Consider the following 17,795-nt stretch of genomic DNA (forward strand, 5'->3'; position numbering starts at 1 on the left):
GGCGGGGGATCGGACCCGGCGCGGCTTGTGCCGCAACCCCTAGGCTGTGGTCATCGGTTCGGAGGGCTGTAGGGAAGAGCAGGGGGCGACGGCCATGACAACAGGTCGGCAGGGACTGGGAGTACCTCCCGGACCGGCAGCCGCGGGGCAGTCGGCGCCGCCCAACGCGGCTTACGCGGGGCAGGTCGTGCACTTCCCGGATCCGGTGCGGGCGGCCCGCCACCCGCGGGGGGTGTGGATCGATGACGACGGGCACCCCGACTTCTCGCCGTACGCCCGCGCCGCCGCCGAGATCGCCGAACCTCCGGAGGGCTTCGGCGTGGACGAACTCCGGCTGACCGATTACGTGTCCGCCAACGCCGCCCTGCACGCCGCCCGTCACGAACTGTGGGGCAGCCTCCCGCGGGTCGCCACCCCGCACGGCTGGACCTGGCACCACGTCTTCGGCGGCCGCCGGCTGGAGCTGATCCCGGTCGAGGTGAAGGCGCTGCTGCGCCATCACGGAGGGCTGGCCACCTCCGTCGCCGACCACGGCAAACGCGGCACCCGGCCGTTGCAGGACAGCCGCCCGGCGCACTTCGGGCTCCCCACGGACCCGGTCTCCGTCACCGAGCACCAAGTTCGAGACGTCGAGGAGGAGTTGGGGTACCGGCTGCCTGGCTCCTACCGCGCCTTCCTCAAAGCGGCCGGCGGCTGCGCGCCCAAAGGCGTGGCCCTCGATCCCGAGCTGGGTCTCCTCATCGACCAGCCCTTCTTCACCGTCAGGGACGAGGCGGCGGTGAACGACCTGGTGTACGTCAACAAGTGCCTGCGCGACCACCTCACCAAGGACTTCCTGGCCATCGGGTACATCCAGGGCGGCCTGCTCGCCGTCAAGGTGCGGGGGGCGCGGACCGGTTCGGTCTGGTTCTGCGCCTATGACGACGTGCGCGACGGGGACCGGTGGGAGGCTGCGGCGGACCGGGTGGCGGAGCTGCTGCTGCCGTGCGGCGACACGTTCGACGCCTTCCTGCTGCGGCTCGCGGGCAATCCGCCGGAGCTGGAGACGGTGGCGAACCTGATGGTGGACGGCGGTTTCGCCGCCGCCGTACCGGTGGAGGGGTGAGGCGGGCATGGTGACGTTCGCACAGGCGCAGGAGCGCGCGGAGCACTGGGTCAACGCGGATGTGTCGGGGTACGAGACGCGGGACATCCGGGTCCGTGAGTTCGACCTCGGGTTCGTGGTGTGGTCTGAGGCCCGGACGGACGGCCCGTCCGCCGGACCCGCCGACGAGGGCTCGGTCCGCGTCGTCATCGCCCGGGACACCGGTGAGGCGACGCTCTGGCCGGCGCTGCCCATCGGCGAGCTCATCCGGCGGTACGAGGAGGAGTACGGTCCGGTGCCGAACGACGCGGTGCCGGGACCGCCACCGCGGGTCGACCTCGAAGCGACGTCTTTTCTGCTGAGCCCCCCGCAGTGGCTCCAGGACGCGGCGGACCGGATGAGCGACGCGGGAAACCGGGGCTCGGCCGCCGGGCCCGGTGATTCCGCTGGCCCGGGCAATTCGCTCAACGCGGCCTCGGCGTTGGCCGGTTCACCCGGCCCGGCGGACGCGGCCCCACTGGCCGACCCACCCGTGGCAGACCAGGCGCCCGCCGCGGCCTCGCCTGCTGGCTCCGCCCACGCCTACGGTTCCTCCCGTACTTCCGGCGATCCCGGCGATCCCGGCGCCGCGGTTGCTTCTTCGCCCGCCGTTTCCGGGACCGGCTCCCCCGCTGACCCGGGGGGCACCTCTCCGGCCGATTCCACACCCGGTCACGGGACCGCTGCCGCTGCGGCCGACCACCCGATCGACTACCGACGGCCCGGCCAAGCGAGCGAGCAGGCGTCCGCCCAGGCCCAGCCCACCGCAGCAGGGGGCAGCGATCCCGGCGCCACCGTCGCTTCTTCCCCCGCCGTTCCCGGGACCGGCTCCCCCGAAGACCCAGGGAACACTTCTCCGGCCGATTCCACACGCGGTCACGGGACCGCTGCCGCTGCGGCCGACGGCCCGATCGACTACCGACGGCCCGGCCAAGCGAGCGAGCCGGCGTCCGCCCCTGGCGAGCCGGCCGCCGCGGGGGGTATCGACTACCGGCGGCGGGAGGCGGGCGCCGCGCAAGCGCCGGCTGATCGCGTGCCGACGATGCCGCCCGCGCCGCCGGGCGACATCCCGCGGCCGGCGGCACCGGCCGCCCCGGCTGCCCCCATGACCCCGGCTCAAGGGGTCGGCGCCGAGGGAGGTTGGGCCGGGAAGACGGTGAGCGATTCTGGGGAGGGGCAGTCCGTCGAGGTGCCGGCAACCGTTTTCGCACCCCCGCTCACCGGGGCGGACCTGGCCGAGGAAGAGCTGCCGCCGGGCGCGGACGACCGGACGGAGCTGATGCCGCAGGTGAGTTCGCTGCCAACGACGAAGGTGGCCCCTCGGCGGCCCGGGGTGCCGAACGCGGTCCGTGGCTCGGCCTACCCGCCGCCGGCCGGACCCGCCGTGCCGCTGCCGCCGCCACGTGCCGACGCCGCGGACATCGCCGACCTGGAAACCGCCAAGGCGCCGCGCGGCAGCGTGCCCCCGCCTCCGGGCCACCCGGGCCCTGCCGGACCCGTTCCGGCCACCCCGCCACCGCCGCCCGGCGCGAGCGATCCCTTCCACGCGGACACCATGCTCGCCGGGCCGGGACCCGTCGGCCCGCCCCCGCCGCCGCCCGGGACCGGGACCACGCCGCCTCCCGGCGCGGGCGCGCCCCATTATTCGTCGACCCTGTTCGCCGGTCCGGCGGGTCCCGCCGGACCCGCCGGTCGATCCGGTCCGCATGGTCCCTCCGGCGCCGGGCCGGTCGGCCCGCCGCCACCCCCACCGGGGGTCGGGACCCCTCCTCCGCCGGGGGCGGGCAACCCGCATTACGCGGCCACCATGCTGGGTGGGCCCGCGGGGCCGCCGGCTGCGCCGGGCAGCGGCAATCCGCAGTATCCCGGCTCACCGCTGGGCGGGCCCGCCGGCCCGCCGCCACCGCCCGGGGCCAACGATCCCCACTACGCCGCCACCATGCTCTCCGGACCCGGGCCCCTCGGGCCGCCCCCGCCGCCACCGCCTCCGGGTGGCGGTGCGGGCGGGGTGGCGCCCCTGCCGCCACCGCCACCTCCGCCACCGCCGCTGGGGTACGGCTATCCGCAGCAGACCGGGGTGCCGACTGTCGGGCCGGGGTACATGGCGGTGCTGCGGTATCGCGGTCAGGACGGCAGCGAACAGCAGGTGATCCGGCGGTCGGCGCCCGGCACCCCGCATCCGGAGTGGCAGATCCTGCACGAGCTGCGGTCGTTGGGCGTACGGCCCGAGCAGGTGCTTGAGCTGCACACCGAGCTGGAGTCGTGCGATCTGCCGGGTGGCTACTGCACCCGGATGATCCGCGAGACCTGGCCACAGGTGCGGATCAGCCACACCGCGCCTTACGGCAGGGACCATGCCGGGCGGCGACAGGGCGTGCACCATCTGCTGACGCACCAGGGTGAGTTGCACCAGGTCGCCGGGGCTCCGGCGCGCCCGCAGCCGCAGCGGGTGCCGATACCGGACCCGCGCACGGTCCAGCGGGTGCCGCCGGTGGGGCTGGAGGTGATCGGCCAGGAACTGGCGGGCGCGTTCGGTCCGCGGGGCGTCTTCCGGTTCGACCAGCGCGCGGTCTCCCGGCAGGGGGTGCCGGACATCGTGGCGCGGACCCTGACGTGGGTGGGGCTGCCGGTGGACTTCGGACCGTTCTTCTGGGCACAGGCCCAGCCGGGCCGGCCGGTGCCGACGCTCGCCGAACTCGCCGCCGAGCGCGGGGTGCGGCCGGCCGCGGACGCGGGCTCGTATCTGGTGATGGGCAACGACTTCGGTCGCCAGCTCTGTGTGCAGTACGGCACGGCGCACATCGTGGCGGTGCCCCTAGAGGCGGGAGCGGAGGGGGCAGCGGGGGCGGCCGGGCAGCCGGCGCCGGCGCAGTTCGTCAACTCCAGCCTGCCGGAGTTCGCCCGCTGTCTGGCGCTGCTCGGCCGGATGTGGCGGCTGCGGATCGGGCTGACCCCGGAGCAGGCCGGCCGTTGGACGGTCGATTTCCAGAGCGGGTTGGCCGCCCAGGACCCGGCGGCGATCGCCTCGCCGGACAACTGGTGGTCGGTGCTGATCGAACAGATGTGGGACGGCTTGCTGTAGCTCTCTCGGTGGCGGTTCTACGGCCATGGGGTGCGGGCCGGGTGGAAGGTGCGTCTTCGACCCGGCCCGTCCGTGTTTCCGGGGTAGGAGACCGGTCGGAGTGTCGATGCTCCTCAATTCGGACATACACGAAAAATGGGCACCACGGATCAGCCCGACGTTCGAGGGCGAGAGGCAGTGGCCATGAGCAGTGATACGACCGCGTCGACGGCGGCGCGGGGACGGTTCGACACCGTGCGCGTCCGCGGTTACCGGCCCGACCAGGTGGACCGGTTCCTCGACGAGTTGTCCGAGGACCGGGACGCGGCGTGGGAGCGGGCGGCCCGGCTGACGGTGCTCGCCAATGAGATGGACGCCGAGTGCGCCGAGCTGCGCGGGCAGGTGGCCGCGCTCTCCTCGGCCGTCTACGACGTGCTCGGTTCCGGCGCGCAGGACTTGCTGCGGCTGGTCGAGGAGGAGGCCGCGGCCGTAAGGGACCGGGCGGAGACCGAGGCGCAGTACGCGCGGGACGCCGCGGACACCGCGCGCCGCACGCTCCAGGACGAGGCGCGCGCGGCGGCCGCCGCCCGGGTCGCGGCGGCGGAGGAGCAGGCCCAGGCCGTACTGGACGAAGCGCGCGGCCGGGCCAACGAGATTCTGGGCGAGGCCCGGGCCGCGGCGCAGGCGGTCCGCGGCGAGGCCGGCGCGGCGCTGGCGGCGATCCGGGACGACGCCGAGCGCGGCCGGGCACAGGCCGAACAGGACCGGCGGGAGCGGCTCGACGCGCTGGAGCACGATCTGGCCGAGCGCGAGGCCGGTGTGGACGGCCGGCTCACCGATCTCCTCACCGACGCCGAGGGACGGCTGGCCGAGGCGCAGAAGGAACGTCTCCAGGCGGAGGAGGCGCTCCAGACCGAGCAGGCGGCGGCCGAAGCGCGGGCCTTCGAACTCATCGCCCGGGCACGGGCCCAGGAGGAGCGGGTGCGCCGGGAGGCGGAGCGGGTGCTGCGGGAGCACGAGGAGCACGGGGAGGAGATCCGGGCGCACCTCGCCCACATCCGCACCACGCTCGCCGCGCTCACCGGCCGTACCCTCCCCGAGGACCGCGAGCCTCCGATGCCCGCCTAGCCGGAAGCGGCCCACCCGGCCCCGGGCCGCCGACCCGACTGCCAGCCGCCGGCCGCCGACCGCGGGCCGCGGGCCGCGGGCCGCTGACCGCCCGGGCGTTCTACCCCACCGGCGCCGGGATCATCGCGGAGACCCGGAAACCGCCGTCGGGGGTGGGGCCGCAGGCGAAGCCGCCGCCGTGGGAGGTGACCCGTTCGCGCATGCCCAGCAGGCCGTGCCCACCGCTGGGCAGCGGGGTGGTGGCGGTGCCGTCGGAGGGGCCGTTGGTGATGAGGACGGCGATCTCGGCCTCCCGGTAGGCGAGCCGCACCTGGGCCTTCGCGCCGGCCGCGTGCTTGTGCACATTGGTGAGGGCTTCCTGGACGACCCGGTAGACCGTCGCCTCGACGGGGGCCTCGCAGGGCCGGAACTCCCCCTCGACCGACAGCTCGACGCCCATCCCGGCGGCCCGCGACTCCTCCACCAGCGCCTCCAGCTCCGCCAGGCAGGGCCCCGCGGTCAACGGTTCCAGCCGCTCCGGCTCTTCAAGTCCGGGAAACCGTTCCGGCGGCTCCAGGAATTCCAGCGACTCCAGGGATTCCGGCGGCCGCCGCGGCGCCACCCGCGCCGCCGGCACCACCGACGCCTCCACCTGCGAGGCGGTCCGCAGCACCCCGAGCATCTGCCGCAGCTCGGTCAGCGCCTGCCGCCCCATGTCCCCCAGCAGCTCCGCGCTCGCCGACGCCTTCTGCGGGTCCTTCAGGGCGACCGCCTTGAGCGCCGCCGCGTGCACCACCATCAGGCTCACCCGGTGGGCCACCACGTCGTGCATCTCCCGGGCGATCCTGGTGCGTTCGTCGGACCGGGCCCGTTCGGCCCGCTCCAGCGCCTTCTCGGCGAGCAGCTCCAGCTCGCGCTCCAGACCGTCCGCCCGCTCCCGCAGCGACTCCACCAGCCGGCGCCTGGCCCGCGCGTAGAGGCCGAGCAGCACCGGCGGCGCGGTCAGGCCGAGCGCCACCAGCGCGGAGACGATGAGGGTCAGGGACCGCGACATCGAGCCGTCGTCCGCGTGCCGCAGGCTCGTCTCGAAGTTGAGGAAGGCGACCAGCATGGTGCCGAGGCCGTTCATCACCGCGAGCGCCGCGGTGATCCGGCGGGGCACCTCCGACGAGGCCAGGGTGTAGAGGCCGACCAGCGTCAGCAGAAAGCCCATCTGGGCGGGCGAGACCCCGATTCCGACCAGCACCACCGCCACCGGCCAGCGCCGCCGCAGCAGCAGGACGGTGCCGACCAGGATGCCCAGCAGGGCGCCCGCGGCCGGCACGATCCCGGTCTTCTCCGCGAAGGTCCCGCCCTCGAAGGCGCATTCCAGCGCCGAGACCGCGGCGAGCGTCGCGTCCAGCAGAAAGCCGCGCCGCCTCGTCCACCACCACCAGCCGGACCCGGACAGACCTCCGGCCCCGTCGTCCGGTACGTGCGCCCCCGTCGTACTCATGGTGTCCAGCCTAGGCGGTGCCCTGCCCGCCGTCCCGGCCCCGTCGGGCCCTCCCGGGCACCGCTGGTGGGCGCCGGTCCCACCGTGAGATCGGCCACCTATCCTGGAGCCGTCGGACAGCGCGGTCCGCGAGTACGCCATACGTCCGGAGTACGTACGTCGGGTATGTACGAGGGGCGGGTACTGGCGATTTCCCCGTCCATTCCCCTGCACAAGGAGCCGCACCTGTGAGCAGCGCCGACACAGCCCCGGACAGCAGCACCGCCTTGCGAGCCGATATCCGACGCCTGGGTGAGCTGCTGGGCGGCACCCTGGTGAGACAGGAGGGCCAGGAGCTTCTCGACCTCGTGGAGAAGGTCCGCGCCCTGACCCGCAGCGACGGCGAGGCCGCCGCCACCCTGCTCGGTGACACCGATCTGGAGACCGCGGCCAAGCTGGTCCGCGCCTTCTCCACCTACTTCCATCTGGCGAACGTCGCCGAGCAGGTGCACCGCGGCCGCGAACTGCGCGCCCGCCGCGCCCAGGAGGGCGGGCTGCTCGCCCAGACCGCCGACCTGCTGAAGGACGGCGACCAGGACCATGTCCGTGAGACGGTCCGCAACCTCAATGTGCGGCCGGTGTTCACCGCCCATCCCACCGAGGCGGCCCGCCGCTCGGTGCTGAACAAGCTGCGCCGGATCGCGGAGCTGCTGGAGGCCGCTCCGGTGGGGAACGGCTCCGGGGACAAGCGCCGCGCCGACCTGCGGCTGGCCGAGAACATCGACCTGCTGTGGCAGACCGACGAGCTGCGGGTGGTCCGCCCGGAGCCCGCGGACGAGGCGCGGAACGCCATCTATTACCTGGACGAGCTGCACGCCGTCGCGGTCGGCGACGTGCTGGAGGACCTGGCGGCCGAGCTGGAGCGGGTCGGGGTGCAGCTCCCGGCCACGACCAGGCCGCTCACCTTCGGCACCTGGATCGGCGGCGACCGGGACGGCAACCCCAATGTGACCCCGCAGGTCACCTGGGACGTACTGATCCTCCAGCACGAGCACGGCATCACCGACGCGCTGGACCTGGTGGACCTGCTGCGCGGCGCCCTCTCCAACTCCATCCGCAACTCCGGCGCCAGCCAGGAGCTGCTCGACTCGCTCTCCAACGACCTGGTGGCGCTGCCGGAGATCAGCCCGCGCTACAAGCGGCTGAACGCCGAGGAGCCCTACCGGCTGAAGGCCACCTGCGTACGGCAGAAGCTGGTCAACACCCGGGAGCGGCTGGCCGGCGGTACTCCGCACGTCGCCGGCCGGGACTACCTGGGCACCGCCGACCTGCTGCACGACCTCCAGTTGATCCAGGACTCGCTGCGCGCGCACCGCGGCGGGCTGATCGCCGACGGCCGGGTGGACCGGACGATCCGCACCCTGTCCGCGTTCGGGTTGCAGCTCGCCACGATGGACGTCCGTGAGCACGCCGAGGCGCACCACCACGCGCTGGGCCAGCTCTTCGACCGGCTGGGCGAGGAGTCCTGGCGGTACGCGGACATGCCGCGCGACTACCGGCGCAAGCTGCTCGCCAAGGAGCTGCGCTCGCGCCGGCCGCTGGCGCCGACGCCGGCCCCGCTGGACGAGGCGGGCGCCAAGACGCTCGGGGTGTTCCACACCATCGGGGAGGCGTTCGAGCGGTTCGGGCCCGAGGTGGTGGAGTCGTACATCATCTCGATGTGCCTGGGCTCGGACGACGTGTTCGCGGCGGCCGTGCTGGCCCGCGAGGCGGGTCTTATCGACCTGCACGCCGGGGTGGCCAAGATCGGCATCGTGCCGCTGCTGGAGACCACCGACGAGCTGAAGATCGCCGACAAGCTGCTGGACGAGATGCTCTCCGACCCGTCCTACCGGCGGCTGGTGTCGCTGCGCGGCGATGTGCAGGAGGTGATGCTCGGCTACAGCGACTCCTCGAAGTTCGGCGGCATCACCACCTCGCAGTGGGAGATCCACCGGGCGCAGCGGCGGCTGCGTGACGTGGCGCACCGGCACGGAGTACGGCTGCGGCTGTTCCACGGCCGGGGCGGCACGGTCGGCCGCGGTGGCGGCCCCTCGCACACCGCGATCCTCGCCCAGCCCTGGGGCACCCTGGAGGGCGAGATCAAGGTGACCGAGCAGGGCGAGGTCATCTCCGACAAGTACCTGATCCCCTCGCTCGCCCGGGAGAACCTGGAGCTGACGGTCGCCGCCACGCTCCAGGCGTCGGCCCTGCACACCTCGCCGCGGCAGTCCCAGGAAGCCCTGGCGAGCTGGGACGCGGCGATGGACGTGGTCTCGGAGGCGGCCCACTCCGCGTACCGGAAGCTGGTGGAGGACCCCGATCTGCCGTCGTACTTCTTCGCCTCGACCCCGGTGGACCAGCTCGCCGAACTGCACCTCGGGTCGCGGCCCTCGCGCCGTCCCGACTCCGGGGCCGGTCTCGACGGGCTGCGGGCCATCCCGTGGGTCTTCGGCTGGACGCAGTCCCGGCAGATCGTGCCGGGCTGGTACGGCGTCGGCTCCGGGCTGAAGGCGGTGCGGGACGCGGGTCTCGGCCCGGTGATCGACGAGGCGTTCGGGCAGTGGCACTTCTTCCGCAACTTCCTGTCGAACGTCGAGATGACGCTGGCCAAGACCGATCTGCGGATCGCCCGCCACTATGTGGACACGCTGGTGCCGGACCACCTCAAGCATGTGTTCGACGCGATCGAGGCCGAGCACGAGCTGACGGTACGGGAGGTGCTGCGGATCACCGGTGAGAGCGAGCTGCTCGCGGCGAGCCCGGCCCTGTCCCGGACGTTCCGCATCCGCGACCAGTACATGGACCCGATCTCCTACCTCCAGGTGACGCTGCTGGCCCGTCAGCGGGAGGCCGCCGCCCGCGGCGAGGAGCCGGACCCGCTGCTCTCCCGGGCGCTGCTGCTGACCGTCAACGGTGTGGCGGCGGGTCTGCGCAACACCGGCTGACGGATCTGGTCCGCCCGCCGCACACGACCCGGTCCCGTACCCGCGGAGGTACGGGGCCGGTCAGTTCTTGCGGTGGCCGATCAGCCGCGGGCTCGGCTCCAGGCCTGACAGGCCGTGCCAGGAGAGGTTGACCAGGTGGGCGACGACGTCCGCTTTCCTGGGGTGCCGGGCGTCGAGCCACCACTGGCCGGTGAGGGCCACCATGCCGACCAGCGCCTGGGCGTAGAGGGGGGCGAGTCCGGCGTCGAAGCCGCGCTGTTCGAACTCATGGCCAAGGATGTCCTCGACCTGGGTGGCGATGTCGCTGATCAGTGAGGCGAAGGTGCCGGTGGACTGGGCCACCGGGGAGTCGCGGACCAGGATCCGGAAGCCGTCGGTGGACTGCTCGATGTAGTCGAGCAGCGCGAACGCGGCCTCTTCCAGGAGTTCCCTCGGGTGCCCGCCGGTTAGCGCTCCGGTCACCATGTCGAGCAGGCGCTGCGTCTCGCGGTCGACGACGACCGCGTAGAGCCCTTCCTTGCCGCCGAAGTGTTCGTAGACCACCGGCTTGGAGACGCCCGCCTGGTGGGCGATCTCCTCCACCGAGGTGCCCTCGTACCCGCGTTCGGCGAAGAGGGTGCGGCCGATGGCGAGCAGTTGCTCGCGCCGCTCCGTGCCGGTCATCCTGACCCGCCGCGTGCGCCGGGCCGTCGGCCCCGCGGCGACACCGGCCGTACCGGTGATCGCCGCGGGGCCCTTCCGGCCGTCCCCGTCATACCCGTCGCCGCTCGCGCGGCGGTCCCTCCCGGCTGCGCCGGCCCCGCTGTTCCTGCCGTCTCCGTCGTCGCTGGGGCCGCCTCGGTCGTTCACCTGTCCATCATGCCGCTTGTTTGACGCTCTCCTCGATGCTGTCCTGGCGGCGCGAGTCGATCCGCTCCGGCGAGGGCCAGCGGACGTCGGTCGCCCAGCCCGCCAGCTCGAACCAGCGGATGATCCGGGCGCTGGAGTCGACCTGGCCGCGCAGCACACCGTGCCGGGCGGAGGTGGGGTCGGCGTGGTGGAGGTTGTGCCACGACTCGCCGCAGGAGAGGACGGCCAGCCACCACACGTTGCCGGAGCGGTCACGGGACTTGAAGGGGCGCTTGCCGACCGCGTGGCAGATGGAGTTGATCGACCAGGTCACGTGGTGCAGCAAGGCCACCCGAACGAGGGACCCCCAGAAGAACGCGGTGAACGCGCCGTACCAGGACATGGTGGCCAGGCCGCCGATGAGGGCGGGCAGCAGCAGCGAGATCGCGGTGTACGCCCAGAAGTCCCTGGAGACGCGGCGGATGTCGTTGTCCTTGATCAGGTCGGGCGCGTACTTCTGCTGCGAGGTCTGCTCCTCGTCGAAGAGCCAGCCCATGTGGGCCCACCACAGACCCTTCATCAGCGCGGGGAGGGTCTCGCCGTACCGCCACGGGCTGTGCGGGTCGCCCTCGGCGTCGCTGAACTTGTGGTGCCTGCGGTGGTCGGCGACCCAGCGGACGATCGGGCCCTCGACCGCCATCGAGCCGGCGATCGCCAGCGTCACCCGCAGCACGCGGTTGGCCTTGAACGAGCCGTGGGTGAAGTAGCGGTGGAAGCCGATGGTGATGCCGTGGCAGCCGAGGTAGTACATACCGGCCATCAGGCCGACATTGAGCCAGGAGAGGCCGTGCCCCCAGGCCAGCGGCACCGCGGCGACCAGCGCCACGAAGGGGATGCAGATGAAGAGGAGCAGCGCGATCTGTTCGACCGTGCGCTTGCTCTCGCCGCCGAGGGTGGCGAGCGGCGCCGGCGGTTCCTCCCCGGTTGACCCGGGCTCCCTGGCCTCGGTGTACACGTCTGTCTGAGTGGTCATAGTTGTCCCTTGGGTCGGCGGTGATGAGGGGGTGGGTCGGGGTACGCGGGGTACCTCCGAGGCGGTGGACGACTGGTTACGGTGGTTACGCCCGTAACCTACGGCTCCGTAAGTATTGCAGCGGCGCCGGTCGGGGCAACAGGACCAGCCGGGGTAAGGGTTGCCTTTCCTTCTTCCCCGATGATCGGCTTTTCACTCCGAGAAGATCGGACGGGGCGGGGATTCACCGTCGCGAGCACCGGGGCTCGTACGGCATGATGGTGGTGACCAGCCCGTCGGTCCCGATCGCGGACCTCGGGCTTCGGGTTGATCCGCCGTGGTGTAATGGCAGCACTGGGGCTTTTGGTGCCTTAAGTCCGGGTTCGAGTCCTGGCGGCGGAGCAGAATACGTCCATGGTCTGGCCCGTCAGTATCCGTTGGTGTCCGTCGGTATCCTGCGGGTGTCCAACACCCGAAGCCGAGGAGTCTCCCCCGTGAGCCCCAAGCAACCGGCTGCCGTCATCATCCTCGCCGCGGGTGAGGGCACCCGCATGAAGTCGGCGACCCCCAAGGTTCTGCACACCCTCTGCGGCCGCTCGCTGGTCGGCCATGTCGTCGCCGCCTCCCGCGCGCTGGAGCCCGCTCACCTCGTGGTGGTCGTCGGCCACGCCCGCGAGCAGGTGGCCGGCCACCTCGCCGGACTCGACCCGGCGGCGCTGACCGCCGTACAGCACGAGCAGAACGGCACCGGCCACGCCGTCCGGATCGGCCTCGACGAGCTGACCGGGCAGGGCGTCGCCCTGGACGGCACCGTGGTCGTCACCTACGGGGACACCCCGCTGCTCACCGCCGAGACCCTCGCCACCCTGGTGTCCGCGCACGAGTCCGACGGCAACGCCGTGACGGTCCTCACCGCCCAGGTCCCCGACCCGACCGGCTACGGACGGATCATCCGCGGCGCCGGCGGCGACGTCACCGCGATCGTGGAGCAGAAGGACGCCACCGAGACCCAGCGCTCCATCGCCGAGATCAACTCCGGTGTGTACGCCTATGACGCGCGGCTGCTCGCCGAGTCGCTGGGCAAGATCACCACCGACAACTCCCAGGGCGAGGAGTATCTGACCGACACCCTGGCGATCCTGCGCGAGGCGGGCCACCGGGTGGGCGCGTTCGTCGCCGCCGACCACCGGGAGATCGCCGGGGTGAACAACCGGGTGCAGCTCGCCGAGGCCCGCCGGGTGCTCAACGACCGGCTGCTCGTACGGGCGATGCTGGACGGCGCCACCATCGTGGATCCCGCCTCGACCTGGGTCGACATCGGCGTCACCTTCGCGCCGGACGCGCTGGTGCACCCCAACACCCAACTGCTCGGCGCCACCAGCCTCGCCGAGGGCGCCGAGGTCGGCCCCAACTGCACGCTCACCGACACCGCGGTGGGCGCGGGCGCCCGCGTCTCCAACACCGTGGCCGACCAGGCCGAGGTCGGCGACCAGGCCACCGTCGGCCCGTACGCGTATCTGCGGCCGGGCACCCGGCTGGGCCCGAAGGCCAAGGCCGGCACCTATGTCGAGATGAAGAACGCCGCCATCGGCGAGGGCACCAAGGTGCCCCATCTCAGCTACGTGGGGGACGCGACCATCGGCGACTACACCAACATCGGTGCCGCCAGCGTCTTCGTGAACTACGACGGGGAGTCCAAGCACCACACGACGATCGGCAGTTACTGCAAGACCGGCTCCGACAACATGTTCGTCGCGCCGATCGTGGTCGGCGACGGCGCGTACACCGCGGCCGGCTCGGTCATCACCAAGGACGTCCCGGCCGGCTCGCTCGCCGTCGCGCGCGGTCAGCAGCGCAACATCGACGGCTGGGTGGCCCGCAAACGCCCCGGCAGCGCCGCCGCTCAAGCGGCCGAACGCGCGCAGCGGCCGGCGGGTACGCAAGCGGAGTGAGGGTCGTCTCATCGCCCCCTTCAGAGGTGCACAGGCACACTGGAGGGGGCGTACCGTGTGCGTTGCACACAATTCCGCCAGCTCGCCCAACCTCGGGCGCCGCTGTGTCGAACACCAGTCGAATACCAAGGAGACGGTGCAGTGACCGGGATCAAGACGACCGGTGAGAAGAAGCTGATGTTCTTCTCCGGCCGCGCCCACCCCGATCTGGCGGAGGCGGTGGCTCGGCAGCTCGAGGTCGATCCGGTGCCGACCAGGGCCTTCGACTTCGCCAACGGCGAGATCTATGTGCGGTTCGAGGAATCGGCCCGCGGCGCGGACTGCTTTCTGATCCAGAGCCACACCAGTCCGATCAACCAGTGGATCATGGAACAGCTCATCATGCTGGACGCCCTCAAGCGGGCCTCCGCGCGGAGCATCACCGTGATCGTGCCCTTCTACGGCTATGCCCGGCAGGACAAGAAGCACCGCGGCCGGGAGCCGATCTCGGCCCGGCTGATGGCGGACCTCTTCAAGACCGCGGGCGCCGACCGGATCCTCACCGTCGATCTGCACACCGACCAGATCCAGGGCTTCTTCGACGGCCCGGTCGATCATCTCTTCGCGCTGCCGGTCCTCGCCGACTACGTGGGCTCGAAGGTGGACCGCTCCAAGCTGACCATCGTCTCGCCGGACGCCGGCCGGGTCCGGGTCGCGGACCGCTGGTGCGACCGGCTGGGGGCGCCGCTGGCCATCGTGCACAAGCGCCGCGACCCGGATGTCGCCAACCAGGTCAAGGTCCACGAGGTGGTCGGTGACGTCAAGGGCCGGGTCTGTGTCCTGGTGGACGACATGATCGACACCGGCGGCACGATCTGCGCCGCCGCCGACGCGCTCTTCGCCAACGGCGCCGAGGACGTCATCGTGACCGCCACCCACGGGGTGCTCTCCGGGCCCGCCGCCGACCGGCTGAAGAACTCCCGGGTCAGCGAGTTCGTGCTCACCGACACGCTGCCGACGCCCGCCCAGATCAACCTGGACAAGATCACCGTGCTGTCGATGGCGCCGACCATCGCCAACGCGGTGCGCGAGGTGTTCGAGGACGGCTCGGTGACCAGCCTCTTCGAGGACGACGCCCACTGACGGTCACCGCCCGCCGACGGCACGGTTCGGAAGTACCGCCGCGGCAGGGCAGGGGCACAGACGATTTCGTCCGGGGCCTTCCCGCCGGTTACGCTGTCCGCGTTGCTCGGCGAGGGAGGCCCCGGACGTCTGTCCGGCCCGTGCCTCCGTTATCGACGCGCTCCTCGTAAAAGTGGAACGGCCCGTCGTGGGTCGGGCGACCGTCACCACCGTCCTTCCCTGATTACGAGGAGCTGATCATCATGGCCGAGGTCAAGATCGCCGCCGAGGCGCGGACCGAGTTCGGCAAGGGTGCCGCCCGCCGGGTGCGCCGCGCCAGCCGTGTCCCCGCCGTCATCTACGGTCACGGCGCCGACCCGCAGCACGTCACGGTCCCCGGCCACGAGCTGCTGCTCGCGCTGCGCACCGCCAACGTGCTGATCGCCCTGGACATCGACGGCAAGTCCGAGCTGGTCATCCCGAAGGCTGTGCAGCGCGACCCGCTGAAGGGCTTCATCGAGCACGTCGACCTGCTCTCCGTGAAGCGCGGCGAGAAGGTCACCGTCGAGATCCCGGTCAACGTCGAGGGTGAGCCGGCTCCCGGCGGCAACCTGCTCGAGCACGTACTCAACACCCTGCCGGTCGAGACCGAGGCCACCCACATCCCCGAGGGCGTCACCGTCTCCGTCGAGGGTCTGGAGGCCGGCGCGGCCATCCTCGCCAAGGACATCGAGCTGCCGCGCGGCACCACGCTCGCCGTCGACGAGGACGCGGTCGTCATCCAGGTCGTCTCGGCCCAGGCCGAGGCCGCCGACTCGGAGACCGAGGAGGGCGGCGAGGAAGCCGCTCCCGTGGTCACCGAGGAGGCCGGCGCCGAGGCCTGATCCGGCCACCGCGCTCCACGGCACCCGGCCGCCGTCGTACCCTCTGGGGTGCGGCGGCGGCTGCTGCCGTTGGGATGACCGCCGATATTCCGACCGGAAGACGGACGACCGATGGATGACCGACCGACCGAAGAGCGACGGATGAGCCACCGATGACCAACAGCGAAGGGCCCTGGCTGATCGCCGGCCTGGGCAACCCCGGGCCCGAGTACGCGGGCAACCGGCACAACATCGGCTTCATGGTGGCGGATCTGCTGGCGGCCCGGATCGGCGGAAAGTTCAAGCGGGCGCAGAAGGCACAGGCGCAGGTGGTCGAGGGGCGCCTCGGCCCGCCGGGACCGGCGAGCACCCGGGTGGTGCTGGCCAAGCCGATGACGTACATGAACCTGTCCGGCGGGCCGGTGACCGCGCTGAAGGAGTTCTACAAGGTCCCGACCGAGCGCATCATCGCCGTCCACGACGAACTGGACATCGACTACCCGACGTTGCGGCTCAAGCTGGGCGGCGGCGACAACGGGCACAACGGGCTGAAGTCGATCACCAAGTCGCTCGGCCCCGGCTATCTGCGGGTGCGGGCCGGCATCGGCCGGCCGCCGGGCCGGATGGACGTGGCGGCCTTCGTGCTGAAGGACTTCTCGGCCACCGAACGCAAGGAGCTCGACTGGTTCGTGGACCGGGCCGCCGACGCGGTGGAGGCCCTGGTCGCCGAGGGCCTGGAGCGGGCGCAGAGCGGCTTCAACAGCTGATCACACCGTCCCGAGCAGCCGAGTTGACCTGACGCCACGCCATGGCCAAAGATCACCTCCATGGCCAAAGGGAGCGGTGAAGGCCCGTCGGGGTTCGGGTTGTTCGCCCGGCTGGTGGGTGCGGGGGCGCTGGCGCTGCTGCTCCTGGTGGCGGCCGGCTGGAACTCCTGGCAGACCGCCCAGTACGTGGTGCTGACCAAGGGCCGCGACCAGGGCACCGTGACGCTGGACTCCTGCGACACCTCCGACGACTGCACCGGCCCTTTCACCCCCAAGGGGTCGGCGACCGCCCGGCCGGAGGTCACCGTCAACCTGCCGGTACGTCACCATGTGGGTGACCGGGTGGACGTGGTGATGGAGCCCGGTACGGATGTCGGGGTACGGGCCGGCGTCGGCGGACTGCTCTTCGCCTGGGTGCCGTTCGGCGGCGCCCTGCTGCTCGCGGCCCTCATCGTCGCCGGCGGCCTGCGCAACTCCCGAATCGCCTGGGCCCTGGCCACACTGGGCGGCGCCCTCCTCGGCGCGGCCTTCCTGACCCTCTGACCCGCTGCCGCTCTGTCCTCGCGCACAATTGCCCTTCGCCTGGCTGGGGGTGCCCGCGGGGCGGGGAGCTGGATGTGGTCGAGGGCGGTGATCAGCCGCGGGCTCCTACGAGGCGTGGGCCGCGGTTCTGGCGACCGCGAAGATCCGGCGGAAGGGGAAGACGGTACCGTACGGGCCGGGCGGATACGCCTCGCGCAGCAGTTCCCGGTACTGCCCGACGAACTCCGCGGTCGCCGCCGGGTCCCCTTCCAGCGCGGTGAGCACCGGCCGCAGCGCGGTGCCCTTGACCCATTCGAGTACCGGGTCCTCGGTCCCTTCACCGGCGCCGCCGGCCTGGAGCAATTGCATATAGGTGGTCTCCCAGACGTCGACCTCGGCGCAGCCCAGCGTGGTGAGCCGTTCCAGGTACGCGTCCGGTTCCAGGACGTGGCCATGGCGGGCGCCGAGCCCGCCGAGCCGCTCCCGCCAGGCGGCGCTCTCGCAGAGGCCGGTGAGCAGGGTGTGGCTGGGGGAGTCGAAGTTCCCCGGCACCTGGAAGGCGAACACCCCGCCGGGGGTGATGCGGCCCAGCCAGTCCGGGAAGCGGTCGGCGTGTCCCGGCACCCACTGCAGCGCGGCGTTGGAGACGATCAGGTCGAAGCGCTCCTCGGGGGTCCAGCCGGCCGCGTCGGCGTGCCGGAAGTCGAGCTCGCCGCCGCCGGGGGTGGGCCCGGCCGAGGGCGCCGCCGCGGCCAGCATCTGCGGGGAGTTGTCGAAGCCGGTGATCCGGGCGGCCGGCCAGCGGTCGGCGAGCAGCAGGGTGACGTTTCCCGGACCGCAGCCGAGGTCGGCGATCCGGGGCGCGGCGCCGCCGGGCAGCGCGGTGATCCGGTTGAGCAGGTCGTGGAAGGGGCGGGTGCGGTGGGTGGTGTGCCGGAGGTACTGCCCGGGATCCCACGTCGGAGTCTCTCGCATCGCCTCAGACTCCCCCGGTAATA

At 72.3% G+C, this 17,795-nt stretch carries 13 protein-coding genes and 1 tRNA gene; 10 read left to right on the forward strand and 4 right to left on the reverse strand.

Annotated elements, in window-relative coordinates; all coding sequences use genetic code 11:
• Positions 1–94 precede the first annotated feature (94 nt).
• The 3 genes from OG519_RS12215 to OG519_RS12225 all read left to right on the forward strand — a co-directional run bounded on the left by OG519_RS12215 (position 95) and on the right by OG519_RS12225 (position 5,312).
• Positions 95–1,105: an SMI1/KNR4 family protein gene (locus tag OG519_RS12215; RefSeq protein ID WP_405582441.1), complete on the forward strand. Its 1,011-nt coding sequence runs from the start codon at positions 95–97 to the stop codon at positions 1,103–1,105.
• A gap of 7 nt (positions 1,106–1,112) precedes the next feature.
• Complete coding sequence (locus OG519_RS12220; RefSeq protein WP_405582443.1) at positions 1,113–4,205, forward strand: SUKH-4 family immunity protein; 3,093 nt, start codon at positions 1,113–1,115, stop codon at positions 4,203–4,205.
• A gap of 183 nt (positions 4,206–4,388) precedes the next feature.
• The gene (locus tag OG519_RS12225) at positions 4,389–5,312 is read left to right on the forward strand and encodes a DivIVA domain-containing protein (RefSeq protein ID WP_405582446.1); all 924 of its coding nucleotides are present in this window, start codon (positions 4,389–4,391) and stop codon (positions 5,310–5,312) included.
• Between the two features lie 100 nt (positions 5,313–5,412).
• Here OG519_RS12225 and OG519_RS12230 read toward each other — a convergent pair whose 3' ends face one another.
• Positions 5,413–6,786, reverse strand: coding sequence for a sensor histidine kinase (locus tag OG519_RS12230; protein WP_405582448.1), 1,374 nt, complete (start codon positions 6,784–6,786; stop codon positions 5,413–5,415).
• 227 nt (positions 6,787–7,013) lie between these two features.
• Here OG519_RS12230 and ppc point away from each other — a divergent pair, with 227 nt between their 5' ends.
• Positions 7,014–9,752: a phosphoenolpyruvate carboxylase gene (gene ppc / locus OG519_RS12235; RefSeq protein ID WP_405582451.1), complete on the forward strand. Its 2,739-nt coding sequence runs from the start codon at positions 7,014–7,016 to the stop codon at positions 9,750–9,752.
• Positions 9,753–9,812: 60 nt separating this feature from the next.
• Here the strand turns inward: ppc and OG519_RS12240 are convergent, their stop codons facing one another.
• Complete coding sequence (locus tag OG519_RS12240) at positions 9,813–10,475, reverse strand: TetR family transcriptional regulator (RefSeq protein WP_405592677.1); 663 nt, start codon at positions 10,473–10,475, stop codon at positions 9,813–9,815.
• A 133-nt stretch (positions 10,476–10,608) separates the two neighbouring features.
• The gene (locus OG519_RS12245; protein ID WP_405582454.1) at positions 10,609–11,613 is read right to left on the reverse strand and encodes an acyl-CoA desaturase; all 1,005 of its coding nucleotides are present in this window, start codon (positions 11,611–11,613) and stop codon (positions 10,609–10,611) included.
• A 310-nt stretch (positions 11,614–11,923) separates the two neighbouring features.
• Here OG519_RS12245 and OG519_RS12250 point away from each other — a divergent pair.
• From OG519_RS12250 to OG519_RS12275, 6 genes are all read left to right on the forward strand, one after another.
• Positions 11,924–11,994: transfer RNA gene (locus tag OG519_RS12250), tRNA-Gln, on the forward strand.
• A 92-nt stretch (positions 11,995–12,086) separates the two neighbouring features.
• Entirely contained in the window at positions 12,087–13,544 is a 1,458-nt protein-coding gene (gene glmU / locus OG519_RS12255; RefSeq protein WP_405582455.1) for a bifunctional UDP-N-acetylglucosamine diphosphorylase/glucosamine-1-phosphate N-acetyltransferase GlmU, read from the forward strand.
• A gap of 141 nt (positions 13,545–13,685) precedes the next feature.
• Entirely contained in the window at positions 13,686–14,666 is a 981-nt protein-coding gene (locus tag OG519_RS12260; protein WP_405582458.1) for a ribose-phosphate diphosphokinase, read from the forward strand.
• Positions 14,667–14,908: 242 nt separating this feature from the next.
• A complete protein-coding gene (locus OG519_RS12265) occupies positions 14,909–15,529 on the forward strand; it encodes a 50S ribosomal protein L25/general stress protein Ctc (RefSeq protein WP_405582460.1) in 621 nt (206 codons plus the stop codon).
• 152 nt (positions 15,530–15,681) lie between these two features.
• A complete protein-coding gene (pth, locus tag OG519_RS12270) occupies positions 15,682–16,275 on the forward strand; it encodes an aminoacyl-tRNA hydrolase (protein WP_405582463.1) in 594 nt (197 codons plus the stop codon).
• Between the two features lie 60 nt (positions 16,276–16,335).
• Positions 16,336–16,818 carry a hypothetical protein gene (locus OG519_RS12275; protein WP_405582465.1) on the forward strand — a complete coding sequence of 161 codons (483 nt, stop codon included), beginning with the start codon at positions 16,336–16,338 and terminating at the stop codon, positions 16,816–16,818.
• A gap of 105 nt (positions 16,819–16,923) precedes the next feature.
• Here the strand turns inward: OG519_RS12275 and OG519_RS12280 are convergent, their stop codons facing one another.
• On the reverse strand, positions 16,924–17,772 hold the full coding sequence (locus OG519_RS12280; protein WP_405582467.1) for a trans-aconitate 2-methyltransferase: 849 nt from the start codon (positions 17,770–17,772) through the stop codon (positions 16,924–16,926).
• Between the last annotated feature and the right edge of the window lie 23 nt (positions 17,773–17,795).

Origin of the sequence: Streptomyces sp. NBC_01190, from assembly GCF_045039895.1 — a bacterium.
Lineage (GTDB): Bacteria > Actinomycetota > Actinomycetes > Streptomycetales > Streptomycetaceae > Actinacidiphila.